This is a genomic window from Pandoraea sp. ISTKB (genome assembly GCF_001721285.1).
In the GTDB taxonomy this organism is placed as follows: Bacteria; Pseudomonadota; Gammaproteobacteria; order Burkholderiales; family Burkholderiaceae; genus Pandoraea; species Pandoraea capi.
In genome coordinates this window covers 1-23160 of sequence record NZ_MAOS01000068.1, presented here as the reverse complement: position 1 = coordinate 23160, position 23160 = coordinate 1, and the positions used below count along the sequence as shown (strand labels likewise).

The 23160-nt window shown below is 63.3% G+C and carries 19 protein-coding genes; 9 read left to right on the top strand and 10 right to left on the bottom strand.

Going from position 1 to position 23160, the window contains the following annotated elements; genetic code table 11:
- Window positions 1–377: 377 nt before the first annotated feature.
- The 5 genes from A9762_RS23580 (at window position 378) to A9762_RS23560 (ending at window position 5503) form a co-directional block, all read left to right on the top strand.
- The gene (locus A9762_RS23580) at window positions 378–1571 is read left to right on the top strand and encodes a hypothetical protein (RefSeq protein ID WP_240493689.1); all 1194 of its coding nucleotides are present in this window, start codon (window positions 378–380) and stop codon (window positions 1569–1571) included.
- On the top strand, window positions 1571–2701 hold the full coding sequence (locus tag A9762_RS23575; RefSeq protein WP_240493688.1) for a hypothetical protein: 1131 nt from the start codon (window positions 1571–1573) through the stop codon (window positions 2699–2701). The genes A9762_RS23580 and A9762_RS23575 overlap by 1 nt, the downstream gene beginning before the upstream one ends.
- Window positions 2702–2740: 39 nt before the next feature.
- Complete coding sequence (locus A9762_RS23570; RefSeq protein ID WP_083254231.1) at window positions 2741–3391, top strand: hypothetical protein; 651 nt, start codon at window positions 2741–2743, stop codon at window positions 3389–3391.
- Window positions 3392–3424: 33 nt separating this feature from the next.
- Entirely contained in the window at window positions 3425–4864 is a 1440-nt protein-coding gene (locus A9762_RS23565) for a CsgG/HfaB family protein (RefSeq protein ID WP_069344422.1), read from the top strand.
- Between the two features lie 174 nt (window positions 4865–5038).
- A complete protein-coding gene (locus tag A9762_RS23560) occupies window positions 5039–5503 on the top strand; it encodes a CreA family protein (RefSeq protein WP_069344421.1) in 465 nt (154 codons plus the stop codon).
- A 36-nt stretch (window positions 5504–5539) separates the two neighbouring features.
- On the opposite strand, the gene A9762_RS23555 is transcribed toward A9762_RS23560, so the two are convergent.
- Window positions 5540–7498, bottom strand: coding sequence for a sigma-54-dependent Fis family transcriptional regulator (locus A9762_RS23555; RefSeq protein ID WP_069344420.1), 1959 nt, complete (start codon window positions 7496–7498; stop codon window positions 5540–5542).
- A gap of 335 nt (window positions 7499–7833) precedes the next feature.
- On the opposite strand from A9762_RS23555, the gene A9762_RS23550 reads away from it, so the two are divergent.
- Window positions 7834–9354: an aldehyde dehydrogenase family protein gene (locus A9762_RS23550; RefSeq protein WP_069344419.1), complete on the top strand. Its 1521-nt coding sequence runs from the start codon at window positions 7834–7836 to the stop codon at window positions 9352–9354.
- Window positions 9355–9541: 187 nt separating this feature from the next.
- Window positions 9542–10690 carry an L-threonine dehydrogenase gene (gene yiaY / locus A9762_RS23545; protein ID WP_069344418.1) on the top strand — a complete coding sequence of 383 codons (1149 nt, stop codon included), beginning with the start codon at window positions 9542–9544 and terminating at the stop codon, window positions 10688–10690.
- Between the two features lie 40 nt (window positions 10691–10730).
- Here yiaY and A9762_RS23540 read toward each other — a convergent pair whose 3' ends face one another.
- The 6 genes from A9762_RS23540 to A9762_RS23515 form a co-directional block, all read right to left on the bottom strand.
- Entirely contained in the window at window positions 10731–11459 is a 729-nt protein-coding gene (locus tag A9762_RS23540; RefSeq protein WP_139133364.1) for a hypothetical protein, read from the bottom strand.
- Window positions 11460–11657: 198 nt separating this feature from the next.
- On the bottom strand, window positions 11658–13016 hold the full coding sequence (locus A9762_RS23535; RefSeq protein WP_069344416.1) for an MFS transporter: 1359 nt from the start codon (window positions 13014–13016) through the stop codon (window positions 11658–11660).
- A gap of 135 nt (window positions 13017–13151) precedes the next feature.
- Window positions 13152–13829 (bottom strand): aspartate/glutamate racemase family protein, encoded by a 678-nt coding sequence (locus A9762_RS23530; RefSeq protein WP_069344415.1) that lies wholly within the window; start codon window positions 13827–13829, stop codon window positions 13152–13154.
- Window positions 13830–13880: 51 nt separating this feature from the next.
- Complete coding sequence (locus tag A9762_RS23525; RefSeq protein WP_069344414.1) at window positions 13881–15341, bottom strand: MFS transporter; 1461 nt, start codon at window positions 15339–15341, stop codon at window positions 13881–13883.
- Window positions 15342–15649: 308 nt separating this feature from the next.
- Window positions 15650–16513 (bottom strand): MurR/RpiR family transcriptional regulator, encoded by an 864-nt coding sequence (locus A9762_RS23520; RefSeq protein WP_069344413.1) that lies wholly within the window; start codon window positions 16511–16513, stop codon window positions 15650–15652.
- 14 nt (window positions 16514–16527) lie between these two features.
- Entirely contained in the window at window positions 16528–17220 is a 693-nt protein-coding gene (locus A9762_RS23515; RefSeq protein WP_240493687.1) for a TetR/AcrR family transcriptional regulator, read from the bottom strand.
- A 131-nt stretch (window positions 17221–17351) separates the two neighbouring features.
- Between A9762_RS23515 and A9762_RS23510 the strand changes: the two genes are divergently transcribed.
- A complete protein-coding gene (locus A9762_RS23510) occupies window positions 17352–18263 on the top strand; it encodes a ketopantoate reductase family protein (RefSeq protein ID WP_069344412.1) in 912 nt (303 codons plus the stop codon).
- Between the two features lie 72 nt (window positions 18264–18335).
- Here the strand turns inward: A9762_RS23510 and A9762_RS23505 are convergent, their stop codons facing one another.
- The 3 genes from A9762_RS23505 to A9762_RS23495 form a co-directional block, all read right to left on the bottom strand.
- The gene (locus A9762_RS23505; RefSeq protein WP_069344411.1) at window positions 18336–19430 is read right to left on the bottom strand and encodes a M14 family metallopeptidase; all 1095 of its coding nucleotides are present in this window, start codon (window positions 19428–19430) and stop codon (window positions 18336–18338) included.
- Between the two features lie 6 nt (window positions 19431–19436).
- Window positions 19437–20627 carry a M20 aminoacylase family protein gene (locus A9762_RS23500; RefSeq protein WP_069344425.1) on the bottom strand — a complete coding sequence of 397 codons (1191 nt, stop codon included), beginning with the start codon at window positions 20625–20627 and terminating at the stop codon, window positions 19437–19439.
- 211 nt (window positions 20628–20838) lie between these two features.
- A complete protein-coding gene (locus A9762_RS23495) occupies window positions 20839–22167 on the bottom strand; it encodes an MFS transporter (protein ID WP_069344410.1) in 1329 nt (442 codons plus the stop codon).
- A gap of 362 nt (window positions 22168–22529) precedes the next feature.
- Between A9762_RS23495 and A9762_RS23490 the strand changes: the two genes are divergently transcribed.
- Window positions 22530–23160, top strand: a 631-nt coding sequence (locus tag A9762_RS23490) for a LysR family transcriptional regulator (RefSeq protein WP_069344409.1), incomplete at its 3' end; no start/stop codon positions are given.

The window sequence follows — 23160 nt, the reverse complement described above, 5'->3', positions numbered from 1 at the left end:
AACCGCTGACCTCTTGCATGCCATGCAAGCGCTCTCCCAGCTGAGCTATACCCCCGCGCGAAGAGGCGTGACTATAGCGCATTTCAACAAAACCCGCAACACCCCTGACGGCATCGCCCACCTGGGGCGTATCCGCTCCCGACGAGGCCGCTTGCCTGACGACACGAAAACCACACGATCACAACATTCTCCGCCTCACGCCGATCCTCTTTTCATATCCCTACTTCACACCTACATGAAGGCATGTCGAGCACCTATCAAATTAGATAGCATGACTACACAATAGATTGACGGCAAATCGTTAGTAATCCAGTATTCCGCGAACTCGCGCTCGCCATTGCGGGCGCAACACGGGGAACGGTGGGGAGCATAACAATATGAAAGCCGGCGGGTATTTCTTCCGTCTTGCCGTCGTGATTTCGATGGCATTTTCGATGACGTTTGCGGGGCATGCGCAGGCTCAGGTCACCGACAAGCTCGTGACCTTCGCGGGGGCCGCTTACGGCGGCGACGCCGCCAGCATCGACAAACGATTTCCTTATTCACGTGCCTACGAAGCCGGCCTGAAAGCGGCTGGCGATTCGCCGTACAAGCGCCTGCTTGCTGCGGTGAACCAGAATCCCGCACAACACTTCAAGCTGACCACCGGTCCGATCGACCAACTCAAGGGGCGCGATCAAGCGCTCGTGGTCTCGCTCGTCATCAATACCGAGACGGTCTCCGTCGAACGGTTCGGCGCCATTCGCAAGCTCTTCGTTCTGCTGCGCGGGCAGGTGCTGTTCTTCGACTTCAAATCGATGACGGTGCTGCGCTCGTACCCGGTCAGCTTCGGCTACGTCGACAACCTCGACCATGAACCCACGCGCGCCGAGGTGCTCGAGCGCGTGCGCATGGTCTACGACGGCGCCAATGGCAAACCCGGTCTGTACGCACGCTTCGCCTCGGCCGTCGCACAGGCGCAACTGCCCGATCAGGCGCCGCGCTATCTGCAAGTCACGCACGTCGACGTGACGCCGGAAGCCGCCGCCGTGCTGCCCGATTACCTGAAGGCAACACCGGCCGCCGCACAGACATGGGTGGCGGACATGGTCAGCGAAGCCATCTCCACGCGCATCGGCGTGCCGGTCGTGCCGTATTCGAAGGGCTACGCCATCGGCAACGTGATGTCGATGCAGATCATGGACGGCACGGTCTACAACCTGAAGCTGCCTCAGCCCGATTACGAGATCGACGTCACGCTGAAGAACTTCCGGAAGATCAAGTACAGCGAGAACGCCGTCGGCACCGCGTACATCTATGGCAGCTATGCCGATGTCGCCATTCGCGAGCCGTTGACCGGTGCGACCTATCTCAACACGTCGCTCAAGAACGGCGAGGTGAAACCGGTACCGGCGTCACAAACGTGGGTGGACGACTTCCCCGCGTACTACGACTCCGTCAACGGCCTGTTCGTGAAACTTGCCGAATCGGTGGCAGGCACGGACACGTCATGGGTGAAGTCCGCCGCTTCGGCGTCGGACATTTCGTCGCAAATCGACAAGACGATGGGACTGATGAAGCTATGCAAGTGATGAAGAAACTGATTCTGCTGTTCGCTGCGGCGCTGTTCGCATCGAGCGCCATGTCGCAAGTGCAGCAAGCGCGAGGCAAGGCGACCGTGACCTATGAAGGCTGGTCGATTTCGCGTGACGACAAGGCCCGCGCCTTGTCCGCCGCCCAAATGAAGGCCGTGGAGTTCTACTACGCCGAGGCCGGCGAGGCCGAGTCGGAGAACTTCGACGCGATTCGCCAGAAGATTCTCGCCGAGCCTGATCGCTACATTCTCGACTCGACGATCCTCGCCGAAGACGAGAACTCGGACAAGAAGCAATACACGGTGGCAGTGCGCGTCTCGCTGAACGTGGCGAATCTGCGCAACGCGGTGAAATCGAACTCGGCCGTCGTCAAGGGCGGTCCGGCAGCGCGCTCGCCGCTCGCCTTCATCTTCGTGTCGCGTGAAGTCGGCACCTCCCGCGCCTATGACGATCGCGTGTACAAGCGCGTCGATCGCAAGGTCGATGTGAACGCGCAAGTCAGCGCTTCCGAGCAAGGCGTGGAAGGCGAGAACATTCGTGGCAATCAGATCGGCACCAACGCGTCGACGAACGCCAGGATGGGCGCTTCTGTGCACAGTACCGCGTCCGTCGAAACGGGTGGCAGCACCACCCGCCGCGCGACCGACACGACCTTCCGTCTGATTCCCAGCGCCAACCTGTCGCAAGTCTTTACTTCGACGTTTGCCAAGGCCGGTTTCAAGGTCAACGAAGCCGCGCTTGTCGAGCCCTACACCGGCGGTCAGTTCAAGGTCGCCAACGTGGAGAACGACTACAAGAGCGGCATGGATCTGAAGCCCGCGACACTCGCCTCGATGGTGTCGGGCATGCGCGTGGCAAAGATGGCTTACATCGCGTTGGGCACGTTGGACGTCGGCCTCGCCGATCGCGATCCGAACTCGGGCCTGATGCGCGTGGCAGTCACCGTCAACGCAAAGCTCCTCGACATCGGCCAGACCATTCCCGACACCGTCGCTTCCGTCGGCCCGGTGCAGTACGCCGGCACGGGCCCGACAGAAGAAGAAGCCCGTACCAATGCGCTGCGTCTGGCAGCGAACAACGCCTCACGCGAGCTCACCAGCCAGATCACCAATCTGAGCTTGCGCTAATTGCCGTACTCAACCATCCCCTACGTGGAGAAGAAGTTCATGAAGAAGATCATCGCTTGCGCCGTTGCCGCAGCTCTCGTTGGCGTCTCGGGTGCCTCGTACGCCCAACTCGGCGGTTTGACCAGCCTGGTCGGTGGCGGTAGCAAGTCGGACAGCTCGGTCGATCTGAGCGGGCAGCAAGCCGCCCTGGTGAAGAACTACGTCGCCGCCAACGTCGACGTGCTCAACGCCAACGCCAAGATGGGTGAAGCCCTGGGTCTGAAGACGCAAGCCGAGCAGGCTGCTGCCGTCGTCTCGCAGTTGTCGTCGGGCTCGACGCAGGACAAGGATTCGGCATCGAAGGCCGTGAACGCCGTGGGTGACACGAGCGGCGCGATCGCTGCGAAGCTCAAGGAAAAGCCGGTGCTCGACGACGCCTCGAAGAAGACCTTCGCGCAAGGTCTCGGCCATCTGGCGCTCGGCATGGTGCACTACACCGGCATGCGCAACGACGTCACGTCGATGGGCAACAACATGAAGAGCGCATCGCCGATGGCGTTGACGTCGCTGGGCGGCGCCGCCTACGTGGTGTCGAACTTCCCGGGTTCGGTGACGGAAGCCGGCAAGGCGCTCAAGAACGCCATCGACTTCGCCCGCAGCAACGGTATCGAAGTGCCGTCGGACGCCACGAAGGCACTGGCCGCCCTGTAAGCACGGCAAGCCGACACACCACACAACAACGACATGATGCGTAACTCGCTCACGGGGGCCCTTGCGGCCCTCTTTTTTATTGCCGGCTGCTCCGAGAAGGCAGCCGATGCTCCCCAGACGTCAGCCGCACCTGCCGCAGCGTCGGCATCTGCCGCAGCGCCCGTGCCTGACGTCGGCAAGGTCGAAACCGAAAAGGTGACGGCCGTCGGCTTCGGCAGTACGGCCGGCGAAGCCACGCTCGAAGCGATGAAGCTCGCCTTGCTGCAAGTCAACGGCGCCGTCGTGCAGGCGCAATCCGTCGTGGCGAAGTACGGCCTCGATGTCAGCCTGAATCAGGATTCGGCGTCGCTGCGCGCGAACGCTTTCGCGGACATCGTCCAGCAACGCTCGGGCGGTGTCATTCAGCATCTGCGCGTACTGAGCCTCGACGAACCGGGCGTCATCGATAAACGCTTCAAGGCGACCATCGAAGCCGACATCGCCAAGTTCAAGCCGTCCGCCGACATGCAGAAGCTCAAGGTCGTGATCGGGCCGGTCGTCTTCCCGCAGGACCGTCTGCCGATGGGCGACGTGACGGTGCCGTCGAGCGAAGTCGCCGCCGTGCTCCGCCAGCGAGTCAGTGACGCGCTGGTGCAAACGGGTCGCTTCGCGGTGCTGGATCGCGAGATGAGCCCCGAGATCGAACATGAGCTGGACATCATTGCGTCCGGTCAGGCGCCGAGCGCGGAACTCACGAAGCTCTCGCAGGCCGCCAGCGCCGATCTGGTGTGGAGCGCGCGCGTGAGTGCCTTCAACTACACGCGCCTCGCGCGCCAGTTGCGTACGAGCGACCGCCAATTGGTGAGTTATTCGGGAGGCTGGGCGCTCTCGCAGAAGATGGTCAACGTGGCGACGCGTCAGGTTACGGCGGCCGGTTCGCTGAGCAACGCGATGCCGTCGACGGCGCCGACTACGCTCGGCACCGGCGTCGACAGCCAGCGCATTCTCACCGAAATGACGGATCAGGCAAGCAAGGCCATCGTGAGCGCGATCCTCCAATCGACGTTCCCGATCACGGTCCTTGCGCGCGATGGCACCAATGTCGTCGTCAGTCAGGGGGGACAGGCACTGCGTGAAGGGAATCGTTACGCCGTTGTAGCGATGGGCAACGAGTTCAAGGATCCGCAGACGGGGCAAAGCCTCGGGCGTACCGAGAACCCGTGCTGCGAACTCGTGGTGGAGCGCGTGACGCAGAACCTGTCTTACGGGCATCTCGATAACGTACGCCCGGGCCTGAACCTCGACACGCTGCCCGTCGCCGGACTTCAGGTGCGTGGCGAGGTGGCGGGACGCCCCGCGCCGCAGGCCAACGCACCGTCCGGTGCGCAAGCCTCGCCGGGCACTGCGACGGGGGCCAAGGTCGCCCAAGCCACGAAGAAGACCTCGCCGGCGGCTGGGGCACAGGCAGCGCCCGCACAAGACGACAAGTGGTAATTCACCACAGCCGTCGCCTCGTTCCGGGGTGACGGCGCGCGACTGCCAGTCGCGAGAGGGTCCGGGACGACCGCCGTCACGCGGGGCGAGTAGAATCCGCAACGCGGCATGGCCGGCGATCGTCGCCGCTTATGCACGTTTGTGCACGCTCATGCCATTTGACGGGACCCTCTCATGAAAACAGCAGTCGCGCTGGCGCTGATGCTCACGGCAGGCTGGGCGCATGCCGAGAAAATCGGCGACGTCAGCACCGCATTCAAGTTTCTCGGACCGGACCACAAGATCGTCGTGGACGCCTATGACGATCCGAAGGTGCACGGTGTGACGTGTTACGTCTCACGCGCGAAGACCGGCGGCCTCAAGGGCATGGTCGGCCTGGCCGAAGACAAGGCGGAGGCCTCGATCGCCTGTCGCCCCGTCGGCCCGATTTCGTTCTCGGGACCACTGCCCAAGGAAGAGGAAGTCTTCTCCGAGGGCTTGTCGCCGCTGTTCAAGAAGCTACGCATCGTGCGCATGGTCGACAAGGCACGTAATACGCTCGTCTACCTCACTTACTCCGACAAACTCATCGACGGCTCGCCGCAGAACAGCGTGACGGCTGTCCCTGTCGATCGGGCCACCGCGATCCCGATGAAGTGAGTCGACGGTGCCCGCGCGGGCACTGCGCGGCCGTCGTCAACCACGCAGCAACCCGAAACGCCTGAGCTTGCGGTACAGCGTGTTACGGCTCACCCCGAGCCGTCGCGCTGCGGCACTCACCTGCCCCTGACATGCGTCGAGCGCAGCACGCAACGCCTGACGCTCTGCCGCCTCCAACGGCGCTTCCAACGGTTCGTCCGAGGATGCATCGACCGACATCCGGACGTCGATCAACGCCTGCGCTTCACGCAACTCGTCCGGCAGATCGTCGAGCGTGACGATACCGTTTTCGCTGAGCGCCACCAGCGTCCGGATCACGCTGCGCATCTGACGCACGTTCCCCGGCCAGCCATAGCCGCACAGGCACGCCTGCGCGTCCTGCGTCAGTTCAATCGCGCCATGCTGACCGTGCGCCCCGGCCTGCGCCAGCAGACGTTGAATCAGGTCGATCTTGTCTTCGCGTTCACGCAGCGGCGGCACGGTCACTTCGAGGCCACTTAGCCGATAGAACAGATCCTCGCGAAATTGCCGCTCGGCAATACGCTCGGCCAGATCGCGGTGCGTCGCGCTGAGCACGCGAATGTCGAGCGGCACCGGCTCGCCGCCACCGAGCGGCGACACCATGCGTTCCTCCAGCACGCGCAGCAGACGTGTCTGCATCGCGAACGGCATGTCGCCGATCTCATCGAGGAACAACGTGCCGCCGTTCGCCTGCCACAGCTTGCCGTTCATCCCCTCCTTGCGCGCCCCGGTGAAGCTGCCGCCCACGTAGCCGAACAACTCGCTCTCGATCAGCGACTCCGGAATCGCCGCACAATTCAACGCGACGAACGGTCCCGCGGAGCGGGCACTGCCCTCGTGGACAGCGCGTGCGAACACTTCCTTGCCGCTGCCCGTCTCGCCGCGAATCAGCACCGGCACGTCGTGCGCGAACACGCGGCACGCACGTGAAAAAGCGCGTGACAACGCGGGGTCGGTGAACGGTGCGATCGTCTCCCGCGCAGCGGGTTTCGATACGACATTCGACGTGCCCGACGTGCCCGGCAAGCCACGATTGGCACGCGCGGGCGAACGCAACATCGCCAGCAGCGCTTCCCCCGTACTCGTGCGAATCGGCCAGCAGGCACTCGGCGACGGATGCGCCTGCGCGACCAGCGCGTCGAGTGTCTGCGCAAACCATCGGTCGATCCGTGTGCCGACGATCTCCTCTCGCGTCGCCCCCAGACAATTCAGCGCACTCTGATTCGCAGCGAGCACGCGGCCCGCATCGTCGAACGCGAGCAGGGCTTGCGCGAATCCGCCGAGATGATCGGCCTGCTCCTGCAATTGCAGCAGCCATTCGTCGCGATAGTGCTGAAAGAAATACTCGCTCTCCACGACCTTGGCCGAGAGATTGACGAGGGCAAGCGTATGGAACTGGCTCTGACGCGTGACGTCTGCCGTCGTGGACGACACATCGATCACCGCGAGCAGCTCGCCCTGCGGCGCGAATACCGGACTCGCCGTGCAGGTGAGCGGCGTGTGCAGCGCGCGGAAGTGATCCTGCTGGCAGATGATGACGGGTGCGCGCTCGACGGCACACGTCCCGATACCGTTCGTGCCTTCGCACGACTCGCTCCAGTCCGCCCCCGGCCACAGACCGGCGCGGTGAAAGGCATCACGCGTGCCGTCGTGCAGGCGGGAATCCACGATCACGCCATCCGGCGCCGTCAGCAGCACCGCCTGACGCGGATTCATCAACTGACGCTGCAACCGTTCCAGCACGGGCATGGAGACATGACGCAAGCGCTCCATCGCGCTACGTCGCTCACGAAGTTGCGACGATTCAAGCACGCGCGGCGCCATGCGCGCGCCCGGATCGAGTGCGTGCGTGTCGAGACAGCGCCGCCACGAGCTGGCGATGTTCGGATCGGTCGCAGCGCCGCCCGCCGGCGGCTGGCCCTGCGCGACACTCAGCACACGACGCGCGTGTGCGGACTCGGTAGTTGGTGGCATTGGTCGTCTCCCCCGTGCCGGGTGATCTGATGATCTTGTCGTCGTTCCCGAAGCATCTCCCATGCCGGGGGCGTTTGCAATGCGCGATGTCAATCGGAAGACGCCACCCGATTGAGGGTCTCGGACAGACTGTCACGCCCGCGATACAGGGGGTGTCACGGGAGGAGACAAACGTGTCACGGATTCGGCACACGCTGCACCGCAACACGCGCCGGAAAAGCGGGCGGAGCGGCGTCAATGCGAGATCCGGCCCGGGTGGCCCGCGACTTGCTTGGTGACTCCTGCGTGGCTGGCGAACGACCGGCTGCCGACACAACGATATCCGGAGACACAACATGCGATACACGCCTCCCGGCACGCCCGGTGCCCTGCTGACCCTGCAACCGCGTTACGAGAACTTCATCGGCGGCAAATTCGTGCCCCCGGTGGAGGGTCGTTACTTCGTCAACACCTCGCCCGTGACCGGCGCAGTCATCGGCGAATTCCCGCGCTCCAATGGCGCCGATATCGAACTGGCGCTGGATGCGGCAAACGCCGCGGCCGCCAAATGGGGGAAGACATCCGTTCAGGCGCGCTCGCGCATTCTGTTGCAGATCGCCGATCGTCTCGAATCGCAACTGGAGCGCTTCGCCGTGGCGGAGACGTGGGATAACGGCAAACCGGTGCGCGAAACGCTCGCTGCCGACCTGCCGCTCGCCGTCGACCACTTCCGCTATTTCGCCGGGTGCATCCGCGCACAGGAAGGCACCGCCGCCGAGATCGACGAGCATACGGCCGCGTATCACTTCCATGAGCCGCTGGGTGTCGTCGGTCAGATCATTCCGTGGAATTTCCCGCTACTGATGGCCGCGTGGAAGCTCGCACCGGCACTGGCGGCTGGCAACTGCGTGGTGCTAAAGCCCGCCGAGCAAACGCCGCTCACGATCACGCTGTTCGCCGAACTGGTCGGCGACCTGCTGCCGCCCGGCGTGCTCAACATCGTGCAGGGTTTCGGCAAGGAGGCCGGCGAGGCGCTGGCGACGAGCAAGCGTATCGCCAAGATCGCGTTCACCGGATCGACGCCGGTCGGCAACCACATCCTCACGCGTGCCGCCGCCAACCTGATTCCGAGCACGGTCGAGCTGGGCGGCAAGTCGCCGAACATCTTCTTCGACGACATCATGCGCGGCGAGCCCGAGTTCGTAGAGAAGGCCGCCGAAGGTCTCGTGCTGGGCTTCCTCAATCAGGGTGAGGTGTGCACCTGCCCGTCGCGCGCGCTCGTTCAGGAATCGATCTACGAGCCGTTCATGGAAGTGGTGATGAAGCGTGTCGAGCGTATCAAACGCGGCGATCCGCTCGACACCGAGACTGCCGTCGGCGCCCAGGCCTCGCAGCAGCAGTTCGACAAGATCCTCACGTACCTCGACATCGCACGCAAGGAAGGCGCACAGGTGCTCACGGGCGGCGGCATCGAGATGCTGGACGGACCGCTCGCCACCGGCTTCTACATCCAGCCGACGCTGCTCAAGGGCGATAACCGCATGCGTGTGTTCCAGGAAGAAATCTTCGGCCCGGTGGTGGGTGTGACGACATTCAAGGACGAAGCCGAGGCGCTCGCCATCGCCAACGACACCGAGTTCGGACTCGGTGCAGGCGTGTGGACGCGTGACATCAATCGCGCTTACCGCATGGGACGCAGCATTCAGGCCGGACGCGTCTGGACCAACTGCTATCACCTCTATCCGGCGCACGCGGCGTTCGGCGGCTACAAGAAGTCGGGCATCGGCCGCGAAACGCACAAGATGATGCTCGATCACTATCAGCAGACGAAGAATCTGCTCGTCAGTTACGACGTCAATCCGCTCGGCTTCTTCTGAGTCGAGCGTCCCGAGTAGTGCCTCTAGTTCCGCTTGACCTTGCAGCAGATCAAAGACGCATCGCACGACGAGTGCGATGCTGTCTTTGATGCATGCGAAAGATGATTCTGGACACCGCGCATCCCCCTGCTGTGCGCCCTTGCGCGCACAAGGTGTACCCCTCACAGAACAAACAAGGAGCATGACGATGAGCACGACATTCTTCATTCCCGCGGTCAACATGATGGGCGTCGGCAGCCTCGACGAAGCGATTGCCGCCCTGCGCCAATACCATTTCCGCCGCGCCCTGATTGTGACCGACGCCGGCCTCGCCAAAGCGGGCGTAGCCGAGAAGGTTGCGAAGCTGCTGACGCAGCAGGACATTCAGTCGGTGTTGTTCGACGGCGCCAAGCCGAACCCGACCGTCGCCAACGTTGAAGCCGGTCTTGCGATCCTCAAACAGAACCAGTGCGACTTCGTGATCTCGCTCGGTGGTGGCTCGCCGCATGACTGCGCGAAGGGCATCGCCTTGTGTGCGGCCAACGGCGGCCATATCTCGGATTACGAGGGTGTCGACCGCTCGAAGAAGCCGCAATTGCCGCTCGTCGCCATCAACACGACAGCTGGCACGGCGAGCGAAATGACACGGTTTTGCATCATCACGGACGAAAAGCGTCATGTGAAGATGGCCATCGTCGACCGTAACGTCACGCCGTTGCTGTCGGTCAACGATCCGGCACTGATGGCGGCAATGCCGAAGGGCCTCACGGCAGCGACCGGCATGGACGCCCTGACCCACGCGACCGAAGCCTATGTATCGACGGCAGCCACCCCGATTACCGATGCATGCGCGCTCAAGGCCGTTACGCTGATCTCACAGAACCTGCGGCGCGCGGTGTCGCACGGCGACGACATGACGGCACGCGAGAACATGGCATACGCGCAGTTCCTGGCGGGCATGGCGTTCAACAATGCGTCGTTGGGCTATGTGCACGCGATGGCGCACCAGTTGGGCGGGTTCTACGATTTGCCGCACGGCGTGTGTAATGCCGTATTGCTGCCGCACGTGGAAGAGTTCAATGCGAGCACCAGCGCCGGGCGTCTGAAGGATATCGCGCAGGCGATGGGCGAAAAGGTCGAGGGCTTGAGCGACGAAGACGGCGCGAAGGTCGCGATTGCCGCGATCCGCCGCCTGTCGAAGGACATCGGCATTCCGTCGGGCCTCGCAGAACTGGGCGCGAAGCAGGCCGACGTGCCGACGCTGGCCGCCAACGCCATGCAGGACGCCTGTGGCTTCACGAACCCGCGTCGTGCCGAGCAGGCGGACATCGAAGCTATCTTCTTGCGGGCGTTTTGATGCAAAGGCGTCGCCAGGTGACTGGCGACGCCGTTTCAACTCAGCGAGCCGACTTGAACGATGCGGCAAATTCCGGCAACTGCGTCAGCAAGGCGCTATCGAGACCTTGAATCGCATTCGGGAGGTCGTCCAGCATGCGCGCGTAGGTGTTGTAATACGGTGCGTCGTGCGGTGTTTTGGTGTGCACGGACGAGTAAATGACGTCCTTCGCGTCGGGCCCCAAAATCTGCACCTGGAATCGGACAATCCGCATGAACGCCGCGAGCGAACTCGCAGCGAAGTAGTTTTCGCCGAGAGTCATGTGGACATAAGCATCCACTTTTTGCTCCGGTGCGGCACCGTTTTGCACCGCCTTGAACTGCTCCGGAGTAATTTCCACGACGTTATATGCCTGGCGACGGAAGACCTCCTCCACGCCATCGGTCACCTTCCGACTGATCCCTGTATCGCCAACCTTCTGGACGGCGAGCTCGTTAAAGCTTGCCGTGTTTTTTTCCCGATTCGCATTTCCGACTGCGCCCGCAACGTTGGTCACCGCTGCGACGATCAAGTCCGCCGGCGTGAATGCGATCATCTGTGTGCTATTCACCGAGCTTGCGCGATACACCGGCGCTTCGGCCGCCACCACCGCCACCGTCTTCACGGCGCCCAACTTTTCCTTGTTCACGACTGCTGCCGGTGCGCAAGCCGATAAGACGCCAACGGCAAAGGTACATACCCCGATCATTTTCGCCCAGCCAGCCCAATGCTTCGAATATTGTTGTTTCACGTATTTAGCCCGTTATCTGATCTATCGTTTTGTCATGAGCGCCCATTCTCGATTCCCGCAAAATGAGAACAGACCCCGACAGAGCATTACGGACAGTGACCGATACTTCTTTAGATTTGCTAATGAAATTTTTCTGAAAAGACAAAGAGGCTACGTAACATCACGTAGCCCCCTATCGATTTCCGTGATCGCACCAGATCAAGCGACCGCTTGCGCTCCCTGCATGCCTTCCTTGCGACGCATCCGCCACCAGATCAACACGGCGACGAAGGCTTCGAGCGCGGCCACGATCCAGAGTCCGCCGTTGAAACTCCCCGTCGCGTCCTTGACGATGCCCAGCAGATACGGCGAACCGAACCCGGCCAGATTCGCCACCGAGTTGATGAACGCCACGCCCATCGCCGCAGCGCCGCCGGCGAGATAAGCGTTCGGCAACTGCCAGAACACCGGGATCGCCCCCATCGTGCCCGACACCGCAACCGCGAGACACAGGAAGGCCGCCACACCGTTGCTCCCCGCGAACCACCCGACCCCCGCCAGTCCGCACGCCCCCACGAACACCGGGATCGCACAATGCATGCGCGCTTCGCGTCGCTTGTCTGCGCTGTAGCCGATGGCGATCTGGAAGATCGCGCCGAACACGTACATCACCCCCACGAGCAACCCGATGTGCAACGGATTCGTCGGTCCCAGCGCACGCACGATGGTCGGCGCGAAGAACGACAGCGTCGCGTTGGCCGCCACGATCCCGAAGTAGATACCCGTGAGCAGCCACAGCTTCGGACTGCGCACGGCCAGCATGAAGCTGTGCTCACGTTTGCCTGCGCTCTTGCGGTCCTTTTCCAGATCGGCCTGAAGCAGACGCTTTTCCTGCTCCGACAGCCAACTCGCCTGCTCGGGCTTGTCGACGAGGAACCACACCGCCAGAACCCCGGCGAGTACCGTCGGCACCCCTTCGAGCAGGAACAGCCATTGCCACCCTGCCCAACCGTTCACGCCATGCATGCCGTTCAGAATCGCGCCGGCCAGCGGTGCGCCCACGACCGACGATACCGCCGACGCGGAGATGAACCACGCAAACGCTTTCGCGCGACGGTGTGCCGGAAACCAGAACGTCAGATAAAGGAGCACGCCCGGCTGGAAGCCCGCTTCGAACGCACCCAGCAGGAACCGCATCACATAGAAATAGGCCGGCGAGTGCGTGAACATCATGAGCACGCAAATCGTGCCCCAGCCCAGCGTGATGCGTGCGAGCGTACGTCGTGCGCCAATGCGCAACAGCAGCCAGTTGCTCGGAATCTCCAGAAAGAAGTAGCCGAGAAAGAAGATGCCTGCGCCAATGCCGTACACCGTCTCGCTAAAGCCGAGATCCTGCTGCATCTGCAACTTCGCGAAGCCGACGTTGACGCGATCGATCCACGCCAGCATCCACAGCACGAAGATGAACGGGATGATCCGCCACATGATCTTCTTGTAGATCGGATCGAGCATGTCCTGCGATGGATTCGCAAACGTGTGGCTTGCGTCGCCAGCGCGCGAAGGTAACGGTTGGTTCATTTCGACTCCTCCCCGGAGCGGCATGGTCCGACGCGCGTTCTCTCGGCCGCGCGCGGTGTGATACGTCGACGTAGTGATGTAATCGGCTAACGGTTCGATCGATGTCTCATGACGATAGAACGCTGCGTCGCGGCGTCAGGCCGCTTCGCCCAGATGCATCGCCTCAAGCAACGCACGACAGGCGGCGGGTACCGGCCCGATCACCGGGATCGAGAAGCGCTCACCTAACGCCTGCGCCGCCTCGCCCAGCGGTCCGCCGCCGATCACCACGGCCTGCGCGCCGTCTTCATGCAGGCAGGCCTCGACAGCGCCGGCGAGACCTCGCTCCAACTGCGACGGCTGATCGCCCAATGCGAGGGGATCGCCTGTCGTGAATCGCGAGCCGGTGAAGTTCGCACCCAGTCCGAGCTTCCTGACGTTCGATGCAATCGACTCGGCCAGTTGTGGCGTCGTCGTGGCGATGCCGAAGCGTCGTCCGCCCGCCGCAGCCTCACGCACGGACGCCGCACCGATGCCCACGACCGGAACCGCCAGTTGTGCCCGCAGCGCATCGATACCGGGATCGCCGAAGGCCCCCACGATCACCCCATCCGCCTGCGCGGCGAGTGCCACGATGTCCGGGTCGTTTACGGCTTCCGCCGCCACGGCCAGATCCCGCTCGTCGACGATCATCGGCGCGCCGCGCGCGACCGTCGCACCGATGACCGCCGGTGGCGACGTCATCGCACTCGCGAGATAAGCGCGTGCGATGTCGACCATCATTTGCGTCGTCGCCGTCGACGTATTGGGGTTGATGAGCAGGATATGTGTCATGAAATTCTCGGCGAGTGTGAGCAGCGAACGCTGCGGAAATATCAGGAGGCGTCAGGAAGTCGCGGATGCCGACACGTCTGTCGACGAACGACCGCTAGTCGGCGTATCGGTGTCGCCCGGTGCCTCCGGGCCATCGATCGGCTTGCCGAACGTCTCCGGTGCGAAGGTCAGCGCGATGGCGAACACGGCATACATCCCGGCCATCATCCCGAACATGCCGCCAATGCCGTACTGATCGAAGACGCGTCCGGCAACCAGCGGCATCGCGGCGCCTGCCAGCGTGCCCAGCGCCAGAATGAATGCCGTGCCGAAGGCGCGCACACGTGTCGGATAAAGCTCCGGGGCGTAAATCCAGATGGACGTATTGAGCAACAGCACGCAGAACTGGAACGCGGCACCGAACGCCAGGATCAGCGGTTGCGACTTCGACAGAAAGCCGAAGCACAGGCCGATCACGCACGCGGCGATGGCACCAAGCGTCAGCACGCGCTTGCGGGGAAACCGGAAACCGAAATAAGACGCCGTGATCGCGCCGAGCAAACTGCCCGACTGCATCACGATGGTGAACACGAAGCTCTTGCTCAGCGTGTAGCCCTGCGCCATGAGAATCGTCGGCATGAGCGTGAGCACCGAAATCTGTGCGCCGTACGTCATGCACACCGCGATGCCGACTGCCACCGTGCGCCGCGCCAGCGGTCCCACGAACACCTCTCTCAGACGGACTTTCTCAGCGCGATGCGCCCCCGCCACAGCTTCGCTCAGATAACGCTTGGCGCTCCCGCCCGAGGACTTGCCGAGCTTGCCCGATGCCAGAATGTTGAGCACACGGTTCGCTTCCTCCACACGGCCTTTGGAGAGCAGAAAGCGCGGCGTCTCCGGAATGAAGCGGCGATACAGCAGCACGAAGAATGCCGGCAGCACCAGACAACCGAACAGCCAGCGCCAGCTATCCGGCCCCGGGAAGAAGGCGAAGACAGCCAGCCCGAACGCGGGCGCGAGCATATTGCCCAACCCGCCCCCGGCGACGTTGATCGCGCCTACGGCCACACCACGGAAGCGCGACGAGCAGAACTCGGCGAGCATCGTGACGGCAATCGAGATCTCGCCGCCGAGACCGAAGCCGACGATGAAGCGTCCGGCAGCGAGCATCGAGTAGTTCGTGGCAAGCGCGCAGATCAGCGCGCCCAGCGTGAAGAGCATCAGGTTGATGCTCAGCATCGTGCGACGCCCGTAGCGATCGGCGATGTAGCCCGAACCGAGCCGCCCGATGGCCGCCGCACCGAAGGTCAGTGTGTTGAGAAAACCGATCTGCGTGGCCGAGATGCCCCAGTACTCGCGCAACAACGGCCCCACGAGGCCGACGGCGTTTTGCTCGAAGACGTCGAACAACACCCCGAACAGGATCAGCGCGAGGATTTTCTTGTGTGACGGCGTCACCCCAATGTCGTCGAGCGCCCGTTCGAGCTGCTGCAACCTGGGTTCCGACGAGGATACGACCACTTCTGCGCCCATCGTAAAACTCCCTGCGCCTTGACTGGCGCCTTTGCGACCGATTTGCCTCGCCCTCGGGTGAATCCTGTTTCGTTAATATTTTTTCAAATTATTTGTTTTTGAAAATTATTTTTCATATCAGGGTTTCACCCGACGCTTCTGTGACCGTCAGGGCGAGCAACGCCCTTGGCCAGACGTGCCAACGGATGAGCGGAAAATCGGGGGAGATACGAGAAAGGCGGGAGAGGTCAGCGAAGGGAAAAGCAGGCCGGGCGCCCGGGGAGCCGGTGAGCTAGACGTCGCCAGATATCCCCGCGCCGGCGGTCGCGTCAGATTTCGTCGAGCGAGTCGTGGAACGCTTCCACGAGGCCGAGATGACGACGGCCCGGGTTGCCTGCCTGCGTCATCACCTGCGTGACGATGAGGTGGCACAGGCCGATCACAGCGGTGTGATTGTCGAGGACGCCGGGCCCTTGCACGTCGCATTGCAGCGACCACTTCGCGGGCGTCTTTGCGGCAGCCGCGCGCTCGGTGCGCTCGGCGATGTAGACGAGATTCGGACACGCCTTCGCGAGCTGTGCAACGACCATCGGCATCTGACGCACCCGGCGGCGCAGCGCGAAGACGATCACGACATCGTCGGCGGTGATGCCCGCGAGATGCTCACCCAACGTCTCGCCCGCGCCCGGGATCGCCAGCGCGCTCGGCACGATTTGCAGCAACTGCCAGCGCAAATACATCGCCAGCGGATGACTCGAGCGGAACCCGACGATCCACACCTTGCGTGCCGCGAGAATCGCAGCCGCGATCTGTTCGATTTCAGTGGATGAGAGCCGGCGGTAGGTCGCCTCGATGTTGGCGAGGCTTTGCAAGCGTTGCGCGCCGACGAGATCGTTGGTCGCCGCTTCGGTGACGGGCGTCGTCGCGGCCATCGCCAGCGGAGAACCTGCACGCTGCTCGGAGCGCACGTGTTTGCGCGCGTCGTCGAACGACTCGTAACCCAGACGCCTCACGAAGCGCGTGACGGTCGCGTTGGAGACCTGCGCGAGCGCCGCCAGTTCCGAGGCCGAGTACCCTGCCAGATCGCCCGGCAAATCGAGCGCGAACTCCGCCAGGCGTCGCTCTGAGGGCGAGAGCTGATCCAGTTGGTCCCGAATCCGGCCGACGAAGGACTTCTTCACGTGAGATGCCATGAGCGTTTGCGTGGTTAGGGCGAGCTATTGTCACCCGATGACGCGCCGATGCCAATCCGCGCTTTCACTTTCGTGCGCGTGGCGTCGAGCATCGACAACGAACGCGCGCGATCCGGCTCACATCGCGCGAGCGAGATCGCGCCCACAAGCTCGTTCATCATCGACCGCGCCGTGGTGTCCGGATCGGGGACGCCCATGGCGGCGAGCTTCTCCGCCATCGCCTGCGTCAACGTGCGCACCCCCGCGCTGAAGACCGCCTGTACGGCCGGCGACATGCGCGGCACATCCGCCGCGAGCGCCGCCATCGGGCAGCCCAGCGGACGCTGATCCATGCGCTCCACCGACAGATAGTGATCGATGAACCGACTCAACCCTTGCTGTGGCGTGACGTCTTGCGTCACCTGCTGCCAGCGCGACAGGCTCCCTTCGAACATGTACGCGATGGCCGCCTCGATCAGCGCGTCCTTCGACGAAAAGTGCGCGTAGAAGGCGCCGTGCGTGAGGCCGGCCTGACTCATCACGGCCGCCACACCGACCTTGTGGGGGCCGTCCAGACGAATCGCCTGCGACGCCTCGTCGAGAATCCGTTCGTAAGACTTCTGCTTGTGATCCGTGCCGTAGCGCATGGCGCCGATCCTCCGTTCGCCCGAATGTGCCGAGCCCGATGTCGTGACATCCGGCGTCTCGAACACACTCAGGAAATTCATAGTATGATGATCATCATATCATAAAACGCAGCGGCCCCATCGACCGTTGCGGCCCGGCTGTGTGCTGAACGGACCGTCAGGAAACGTTGTCGTCGCCCACAGTCCTCAACAACCGTCGAAGGAGCTTCAACGTGAAAATTCTTGTCTTGGGTGCCGGTGCCATCGGGGGCTATTACGGTGCGCGTCTGGCGCAGGCGGGTGCGCAGGTCACCTACCTTGTCCGGGAAAAACGAGCGGAAGTCCTCGCGCAACGAGGGTTGACGATCAAGAGCGAACTGGGCGACGTGCAGCAGGCGGTGGCCACGGTGACGAGTCGAGACGTGAAGTCCGAATACGATCTGGTGCTGCTCGCGTGCAAGACCTACGACCTCGACAACGCCATCGAGTCGATCGCCCCCGCGATGGGCGACCGCACCGTCATCCTGCCGTTTCTCAACGGGATGTCGGTCTACGAGCGTCTCGACGCGACATTTGGCAAGCATCGCGTGATGGGCGGCGTGTCGTACATTGCGACCACGCTTTTGCCCTCCGGCGAGATCCTGCATCAAGGGCCGGGGGACAACGTGATCGTCGGCGCGCGCACGGAGACGATGCGCACCCTGGCGCAGGACGTCTACGATCTCTTCGCGAAGTCGAAAGGCACGCGCGCCCTCAGCGAGACCATCGAGCAAGCGCTGTGGAACAAGTGGATCGCCGTATCGTGCGCGGGCATCATGACGTGCCTGATGCGCGGCAACGTCGGTCAGATCATGGCGACCCGCGACGGCGAAGCGTTGATGCGTCGAACCATGTCGGAAGGTCGCGCCATTGCGCAGGCCGAGGGGTATGCGCTGCCGGAAGCGGCCGTCAAGCAGATGGAGGCGTTGCTGCTGGCGCCGAAGTCGCCGTGGGCATCGTCGATGGCGCGTGATATCGCGTCGGGCGCGAAGCGGCTGGAAGCCGATGCCATCGTGGGCGATCTGGTCACCCGTGCGGACAAGCACGGGCTCGATGCCCCGATGACGCGTGCGGCGTACTGCCAGTTGCAGGTTTACATGGGGTGAGGCACGCGGGGTGACGCGGGGTGAGATGTCGACGACGCTGCCCGATGACCCGGCAGCGTCGCCTCATTCCCGTCACCCGATCCGACTACGGCTCAGCCCCGTCACCGCTTGCAGGATCGCCACGCGGGCCTGACCGAGAATTTGCCCCTGCCACACGGGGTCGTCGAAGCAAAACGCCGAATGCACGGCTTTGCGGATGGCCGAGGCCTGCGCGTCCGGCGCATCGGGATGCCGTCTGAGCCACGAATCGGCGCGCAGCATGTGCAGCATGTCGATGAGCGGCACGGTGCCGTATTCGATGGCCATCGCCGTCACTTGCGCATCCGGTCGTGCGGTGCGCAGCGTGTCGAGCAACGGACCGCCGACGTTGGACGCCACCGTCGTCCCATCGACCGGACTCGCGAGGTCCGCGCCCCACCACGCCCGCGCGCGGGCAAGCTCATCGGCGTCGAGTCCGCCCACACAGATCTTCTCGCCATGCCCCGGCGGCCCAAGCCCGGTGTGAAAATCGATCCACCCAATGGCGTCGCAATCTGCCGCGTGCGTCTCGATCAGCGTGCGCATCAGCCGTGTGCTCCAGACCGGCTGGCGTCCGCCGTAGAACAAGCCGTCGGCGAACGCATACTGGCCGATCGTCAGCGCGCGTTGATAGGCGACTGCACCGTGCACTTCGATGTAATCCGCAATCGCGCGCACATTGTCGCTTGATGGCGGCCAGGTCGGCGGCACGAGCAATTCATGCAACTCGCCATACGCCTCGTTGACGGGCAGCGCCTGCGTGAAGTCGATGCTGTTCCGGTTCAGGTCGACGTTGTCTTCGTTCGTGCGCGACAGCCACGAGAAGCCGTAGGGGTTGATCGCGTGCACGACGAGAATGGCCACGTTGGCGGCCATCAGCCGTCCTTGCAATCCCGCATCGCCGAGCAGGGCGATTTGCGCCGCACTGCCGCAGAAGCCTTCGACACCGTGAGTGCCCGACGTCAGGATGAGCAACCGCCGTGCGTCGGACGGCCCGAGCCGCACGACATCGGTCGACAGGGACTCGCCTTCGCGCCCGACGAGATCGGGAATCACGTGGCTCGTCACCTCGACGCCCGCCTGACGCGCGGCGGCCGTAAAGCGCTTGCGCGCCTGGAGATAGCTTTCGGAAAACGGACTCGTGGCCATCTCGTCTCAACCCACCAGGAAAGCTTCTGCCAGACGTACCCAATAAGTCGAGCCGAGCGTCAGCACGTCGTCGTTGAAGTCGTAGCTCGTGTTGTGCAGCATGCACGGGCCGAGACCATGGCCGTGGGCGCGGTGATCCCCCGTGCCATTGCCGATGTACGCATAGCAACCGGGGCGCTCCAGCAGGAAGAACGAAAAGTCTTCGGCCCCCATCGTCGGATCGATGGGATCGACGACGTGATCGCGTCCCACGATCTCCTTCATCACGTTGAGCGCAAACTGCGTCTCGGCAGCGGTATTCACCGTCGGCGGGTAATTGCGGAGGAACGAGAACTCGACGGTGCAGCCATAGGCAGCGGCCGTGGATTCGCAGAACTCGCGCATGCGCGTCTCCACGAGATCGAGCACTTCGAGCGAGAAGGTGCGCACGGTGCCCGCCAGCGTGGCGGTGTTCGGAATGACGTTGATCGCCTCGCCCGCCTGCATCTGCGTGATGGAGAGCACGGCGGCATCGATGGGGCGCTTGTTGCGCGTCATGATGCTTTGCAGCCCCGTGCCGATCTGCATGGCTGTGAGCACCGGATCGATGCCGTCGTGCGGCATGGCGGCGTGTGCGCCCGTGCCTTTGACGACGATACGGAATTCGTTGCTCGACGCCTGCGTCGCCCCCACACGCGCACCGAAGCTGCCGGCGGCGAGTCCCGGCCAGTTGTGCAGCGCGAACACGGCATCGACGGGGAATTTTTCAAAGAGGCCGTCTTCGAGCATAGCCTTCGCGCCGCCACCGCCCTCCTCCGCCGGCTGGAAGATGAAGACGATGGTGCCATCGAACGTGCGGTGTGCGGCGAGATGTTGCGCCGCGCCGAGCAGCATGGCCGTGTGACCGTCATGACCGCAGGCGTGCATCTTGCCCGCGTGTTTCGACGCGTGCTCGAACGTGTTCAGCTCCTGGATCGGCAGCGCGTCCATGTCGGCCCGCAGGCCGATGACCTTCTTGCCGGTGCCGTTGCGCAGCACGCCGACGACGCCCGTCTTGCCTAGCCCGCGCGTGACCTCGATACCCCAAGATTCAAGCAGCTTCGCCACGATGTCGGACGTGCGCGCTTCTTCGTAGCGCAGTTCAGGGTGCGCGTGAATATCACGTCGGATGGCTTGCAGTTCGGCCGAGCGTTCGGCGATTTCGGGAATGATGGACATGTGAGTCGTCTCTTGATGAATGCCCCGGATGGCGCGACGCGTGCCGATCGAACCGATGATGTCGAAGGCGTCGGTTGTGTCGGCCGGTCGGGCCATTGGACAGGGGCAGGTTTGGGAGGCATGTGACGGGCGCACCGGCGAGATTCATCGCCGGGCGCCGTTATGTCGTGCGGTAGTGCAGATCGTTCGTTGGTGTTGGTCGCGGCGGTTGTCAGAGCAGCGGCTGGCGCGAGCGGTCCTTGAGCAGCAGGATCGTGACGAGCCCCACGGCGGCACCGAAGATGCCGTAGTACACGACGGCGAGCTTGTCGCCCGTCCAGCCGATGAGCAGCGTGGCGATGGCGCCGGCGAATCCGCCGAAGATCATCACGGCGAAGTTGTAGCCGATGGCCATCGACGTGGCGCGCACCCGCGAGGGGAACAGTTCGCACACGAACGCGCAGTAGGAGCCCTGGAACAGACCGAGGGAGAGCATCAGGCAGCACTGCACGAAGATCAGCATCGGCAGCGTCGGCACGTGACTCACGGCGAGGAACAGCGGATACGCGATGATCAGGCTTATGAAGGCCGAAGCGGTCATCGGCTTCTTGCGGCCGATGGCGTCGGAGATGCGGCCCGACGCGAATGTCCCCACGATATAGGCGACGGCCGCGCACAGCGAGGCGATGACGCTGCTCTTGAACGGAATGCCCAGCGACTTCGTCGCGTAGCTCGGCATGTAGTAGTAGAAGATGTACGTGCCGATGGTGCCGTACACGGTGAGACCGAAGCCTGCCACGACCTGACGCCAGTGGACGGTGATCGATTCGAGGAACGGCGAGCGCTTCTCGGCGTGCTGATTCTTGCGGGCGTCCTTGAAGACGGGCGACTCGTCCAGACGCGAGCGCACGTAGAGGCCGACGGGCACGATCAGCAGACCGATCACGAACGGGATACGCCAGCCGAAGGCGTCGATCTGTTCGGGGGTCAGTGCCTGCGTGATACCGATCGAGACGATGGCGCCGAGCAGCATGCTGCATGCCTGCGCGATCATCTGGAAGCTGCCGTACACGCCGCGGCGCTCGACCGGTGCGTGCTCGACAAGGAATGCCGTTGCGCTACCGACTTCACCGCCAGCGGAGAACCCCTGAAGGAAGCGGCCGATGAGCATCAGCACGGGCGCGGCCATACCGATTTGTGCGTATGTCGGTGCGAAGGCGATCACAGCGACGCCGAGCGCCATGACGGAGATCGTCAGCAGGAGTGCGGCCTTTCGTCCATGTTTATCGGCGTAGGCGCCGAGGACGATACCGCCGAGCGGGCGCGTCAGAAAGCCCACACCGAAGGTCGTCCATGCTGCAAGCAACGCGGCCGTGGGGTTATCGCTGGGGAAGAACTGGCGCGCGATGTTCGCGGCGAAGAATGTGAAGACGGTGAAGTCGAACCATTCGAGCGCGTTGCCGATGGTGGATACCGCGATGATGCCGACGTCGATACGCTTTCCCGAGCGCTCGGCGACGGCGGAGTTTGCGGCGCCGTCGCGCCCAACCGAAACTTCCATGGGGATACTCCTCTTCTATGAAGTGTTTTCGTGGCAAGCCGACCGCACTCGCTTCGCCCCATTCTGCTTGTGCCAAAAAACCAATAAAAGCTAGAATTTGTGATCCGTCATCGCAATTTTTTTGATGAATTGACCGGTGAATTGGGAGACGGATTTGGTGACAGTTCGGGGGTGTTTCGGGGTTATTTCGAGGTTATTTCGGGGTTGTGCCGAGGTTATTTCGGGGTTGTGCCGAGGTTGTTTCGGGGTTGCCTTGAGGTTGCTTTGGGCGTCGGGCGAGATTGGGTCCGGGACTGGAGCGAATTCGAGGGCCGACGCCGTGTGAGTCGGTCCGGTTGGGGATATTCAACAACGAGCGAACTATGAGCAATTTGCGATTTATGAGGACGTTTGCGGCGGTCGCGAGATACGGTTCGTTCGCATCAGCCGCCGAACATCTGGCGATGACGCAGTCGGCGGTGAGCATGCAGATGCGGGCGCTGGAGGAGGAGTTCGATCACCCGCTGTTCGACCGTGTCGGGCGTTCCGTCTCGCTCAATGCCATGGGACGTGTGCTGCTGCCGCACGCCGAGCAACTGCTGACGCAATACCAGACGATGCGCATGCTGGCCGCCGGGATCGAATCGACGGCGGGACCGGTGACGATTGGCGCGGTGGAGTCAGCGGTGAGCGCACTGGCGCGAGCGGTGACACAGATCAAACAGGCGCAACCGCATCTGGAAATCCTGATTCAGACGGCGCGCTCGATAGAACTGACGGCGAAGCTCGACGCCGGCGAGATCGATTGTGCGGTGCTGGTGGAGCCGACGGGACGGCGTCCGGCGGGGGTCAGGTGGACGCCTTTGTATCGGGAGCCGTTGGTGCTACTGGCGTCCTCGGCATTGAAATCGGCGTCAGCCGCGAAGTTGCTGGAGACGGAGCGGTTTCTGCGGTTCGACCGGACACAGCGAACCGGTGCGCTGATCGATCGTGCCGTGCGACGTCAGCACGTGA

What these genes read in the sequence shown, in the direction of transcription:
- A9762_RS23530 (WP_069344415.1), bottom strand. Translation starts at nt 13,829, where the DNA reads ATGACACATATCCTGCTCATCAACCCCAATACGTCGACGGCGACGACG.
- A9762_RS23560 (WP_069344421.1), top strand. Translation starts at nt 5,039, where the DNA reads ATGAAAACAGCAGTCGCGCTGGCGCTGATGCTCACGGCAGGCTGGGCG.
- A9762_RS23565 (WP_069344422.1), top strand. Translation starts at nt 3,425, where the DNA reads ATGATGCGTAACTCGCTCACGGGGGCCCTTGCGGCCCTCTTTTTTATT.
- A9762_RS23535 (WP_069344416.1), bottom strand. Translation starts at nt 13,016, where the DNA reads ATGAACCAACCGTTACCTTCGCGCGCTGGCGACGCAAGCCACACGTTT.
- A9762_RS23570 (WP_083254231.1), top strand. Translation starts at nt 2,741, where the DNA reads ATGAAGAAGATCATCGCTTGCGCCGTTGCCGCAGCTCTCGTTGGCGTC.
- A9762_RS23505 (WP_069344411.1), bottom strand. Translation starts at nt 19,430, where the DNA reads ATGGCCACGAGTCCGTTTTCCGAAAGCTATCTCCAGGCGCGCAAGCGC.
- A9762_RS23525 (WP_069344414.1), bottom strand. Translation starts at nt 15,341, where the DNA reads ATGGGCGCAGAAGTGGTCGTATCCTCGTCGGAACCCAGGTTGCAGCAG.
- A9762_RS23550 (WP_069344419.1), top strand. Translation starts at nt 7,834, where the DNA reads ATGCGATACACGCCTCCCGGCACGCCCGGTGCCCTGCTGACCCTGCAA.
- A9762_RS23555 (WP_069344420.1), bottom strand. Translation starts at nt 7,498, where the DNA reads ATGCCACCAACTACCGAGTCCGCACACGCGCGTCGTGTGCTGAGTGTC.
- A9762_RS23575 (WP_240493688.1), top strand. Translation starts at nt 1,571, where the DNA reads ATGAAGAAACTGATTCTGCTGTTCGCTGCGGCGCTGTTCGCATCGAGC.
- A9762_RS23580 (WP_240493689.1), top strand. Translation starts at nt 378, where the DNA reads ATGAAAGCCGGCGGGTATTTCTTCCGTCTTGCCGTCGTGATTTCGATG.
- A9762_RS23520 (WP_069344413.1), bottom strand. Translation starts at nt 16,513, where the DNA reads ATGGCATCTCACGTGAAGAAGTCCTTCGTCGGCCGGATTCGGGACCAA.
- A9762_RS23500 (WP_069344425.1), bottom strand. Translation starts at nt 20,627, where the DNA reads ATGTCCATCATTCCCGAAATCGCCGAACGCTCGGCCGAACTGCAAGCC.
- yiaY (WP_069344418.1), top strand. Translation starts at nt 9,542, where the DNA reads ATGAGCACGACATTCTTCATTCCCGCGGTCAACATGATGGGCGTCGGC.
- A9762_RS23495 (WP_069344410.1), bottom strand. Translation starts at nt 22,167, where the DNA reads ATGGAAGTTTCGGTTGGGCGCGACGGCGCCGCAAACTCCGCCGTCGCC.
- A9762_RS23515 (WP_240493687.1), bottom strand. Translation starts at nt 17,220, where the DNA reads ATGAATTTCCTGAGTGTGTTCGAGACGCCGGATGTCACGACATCGGGC.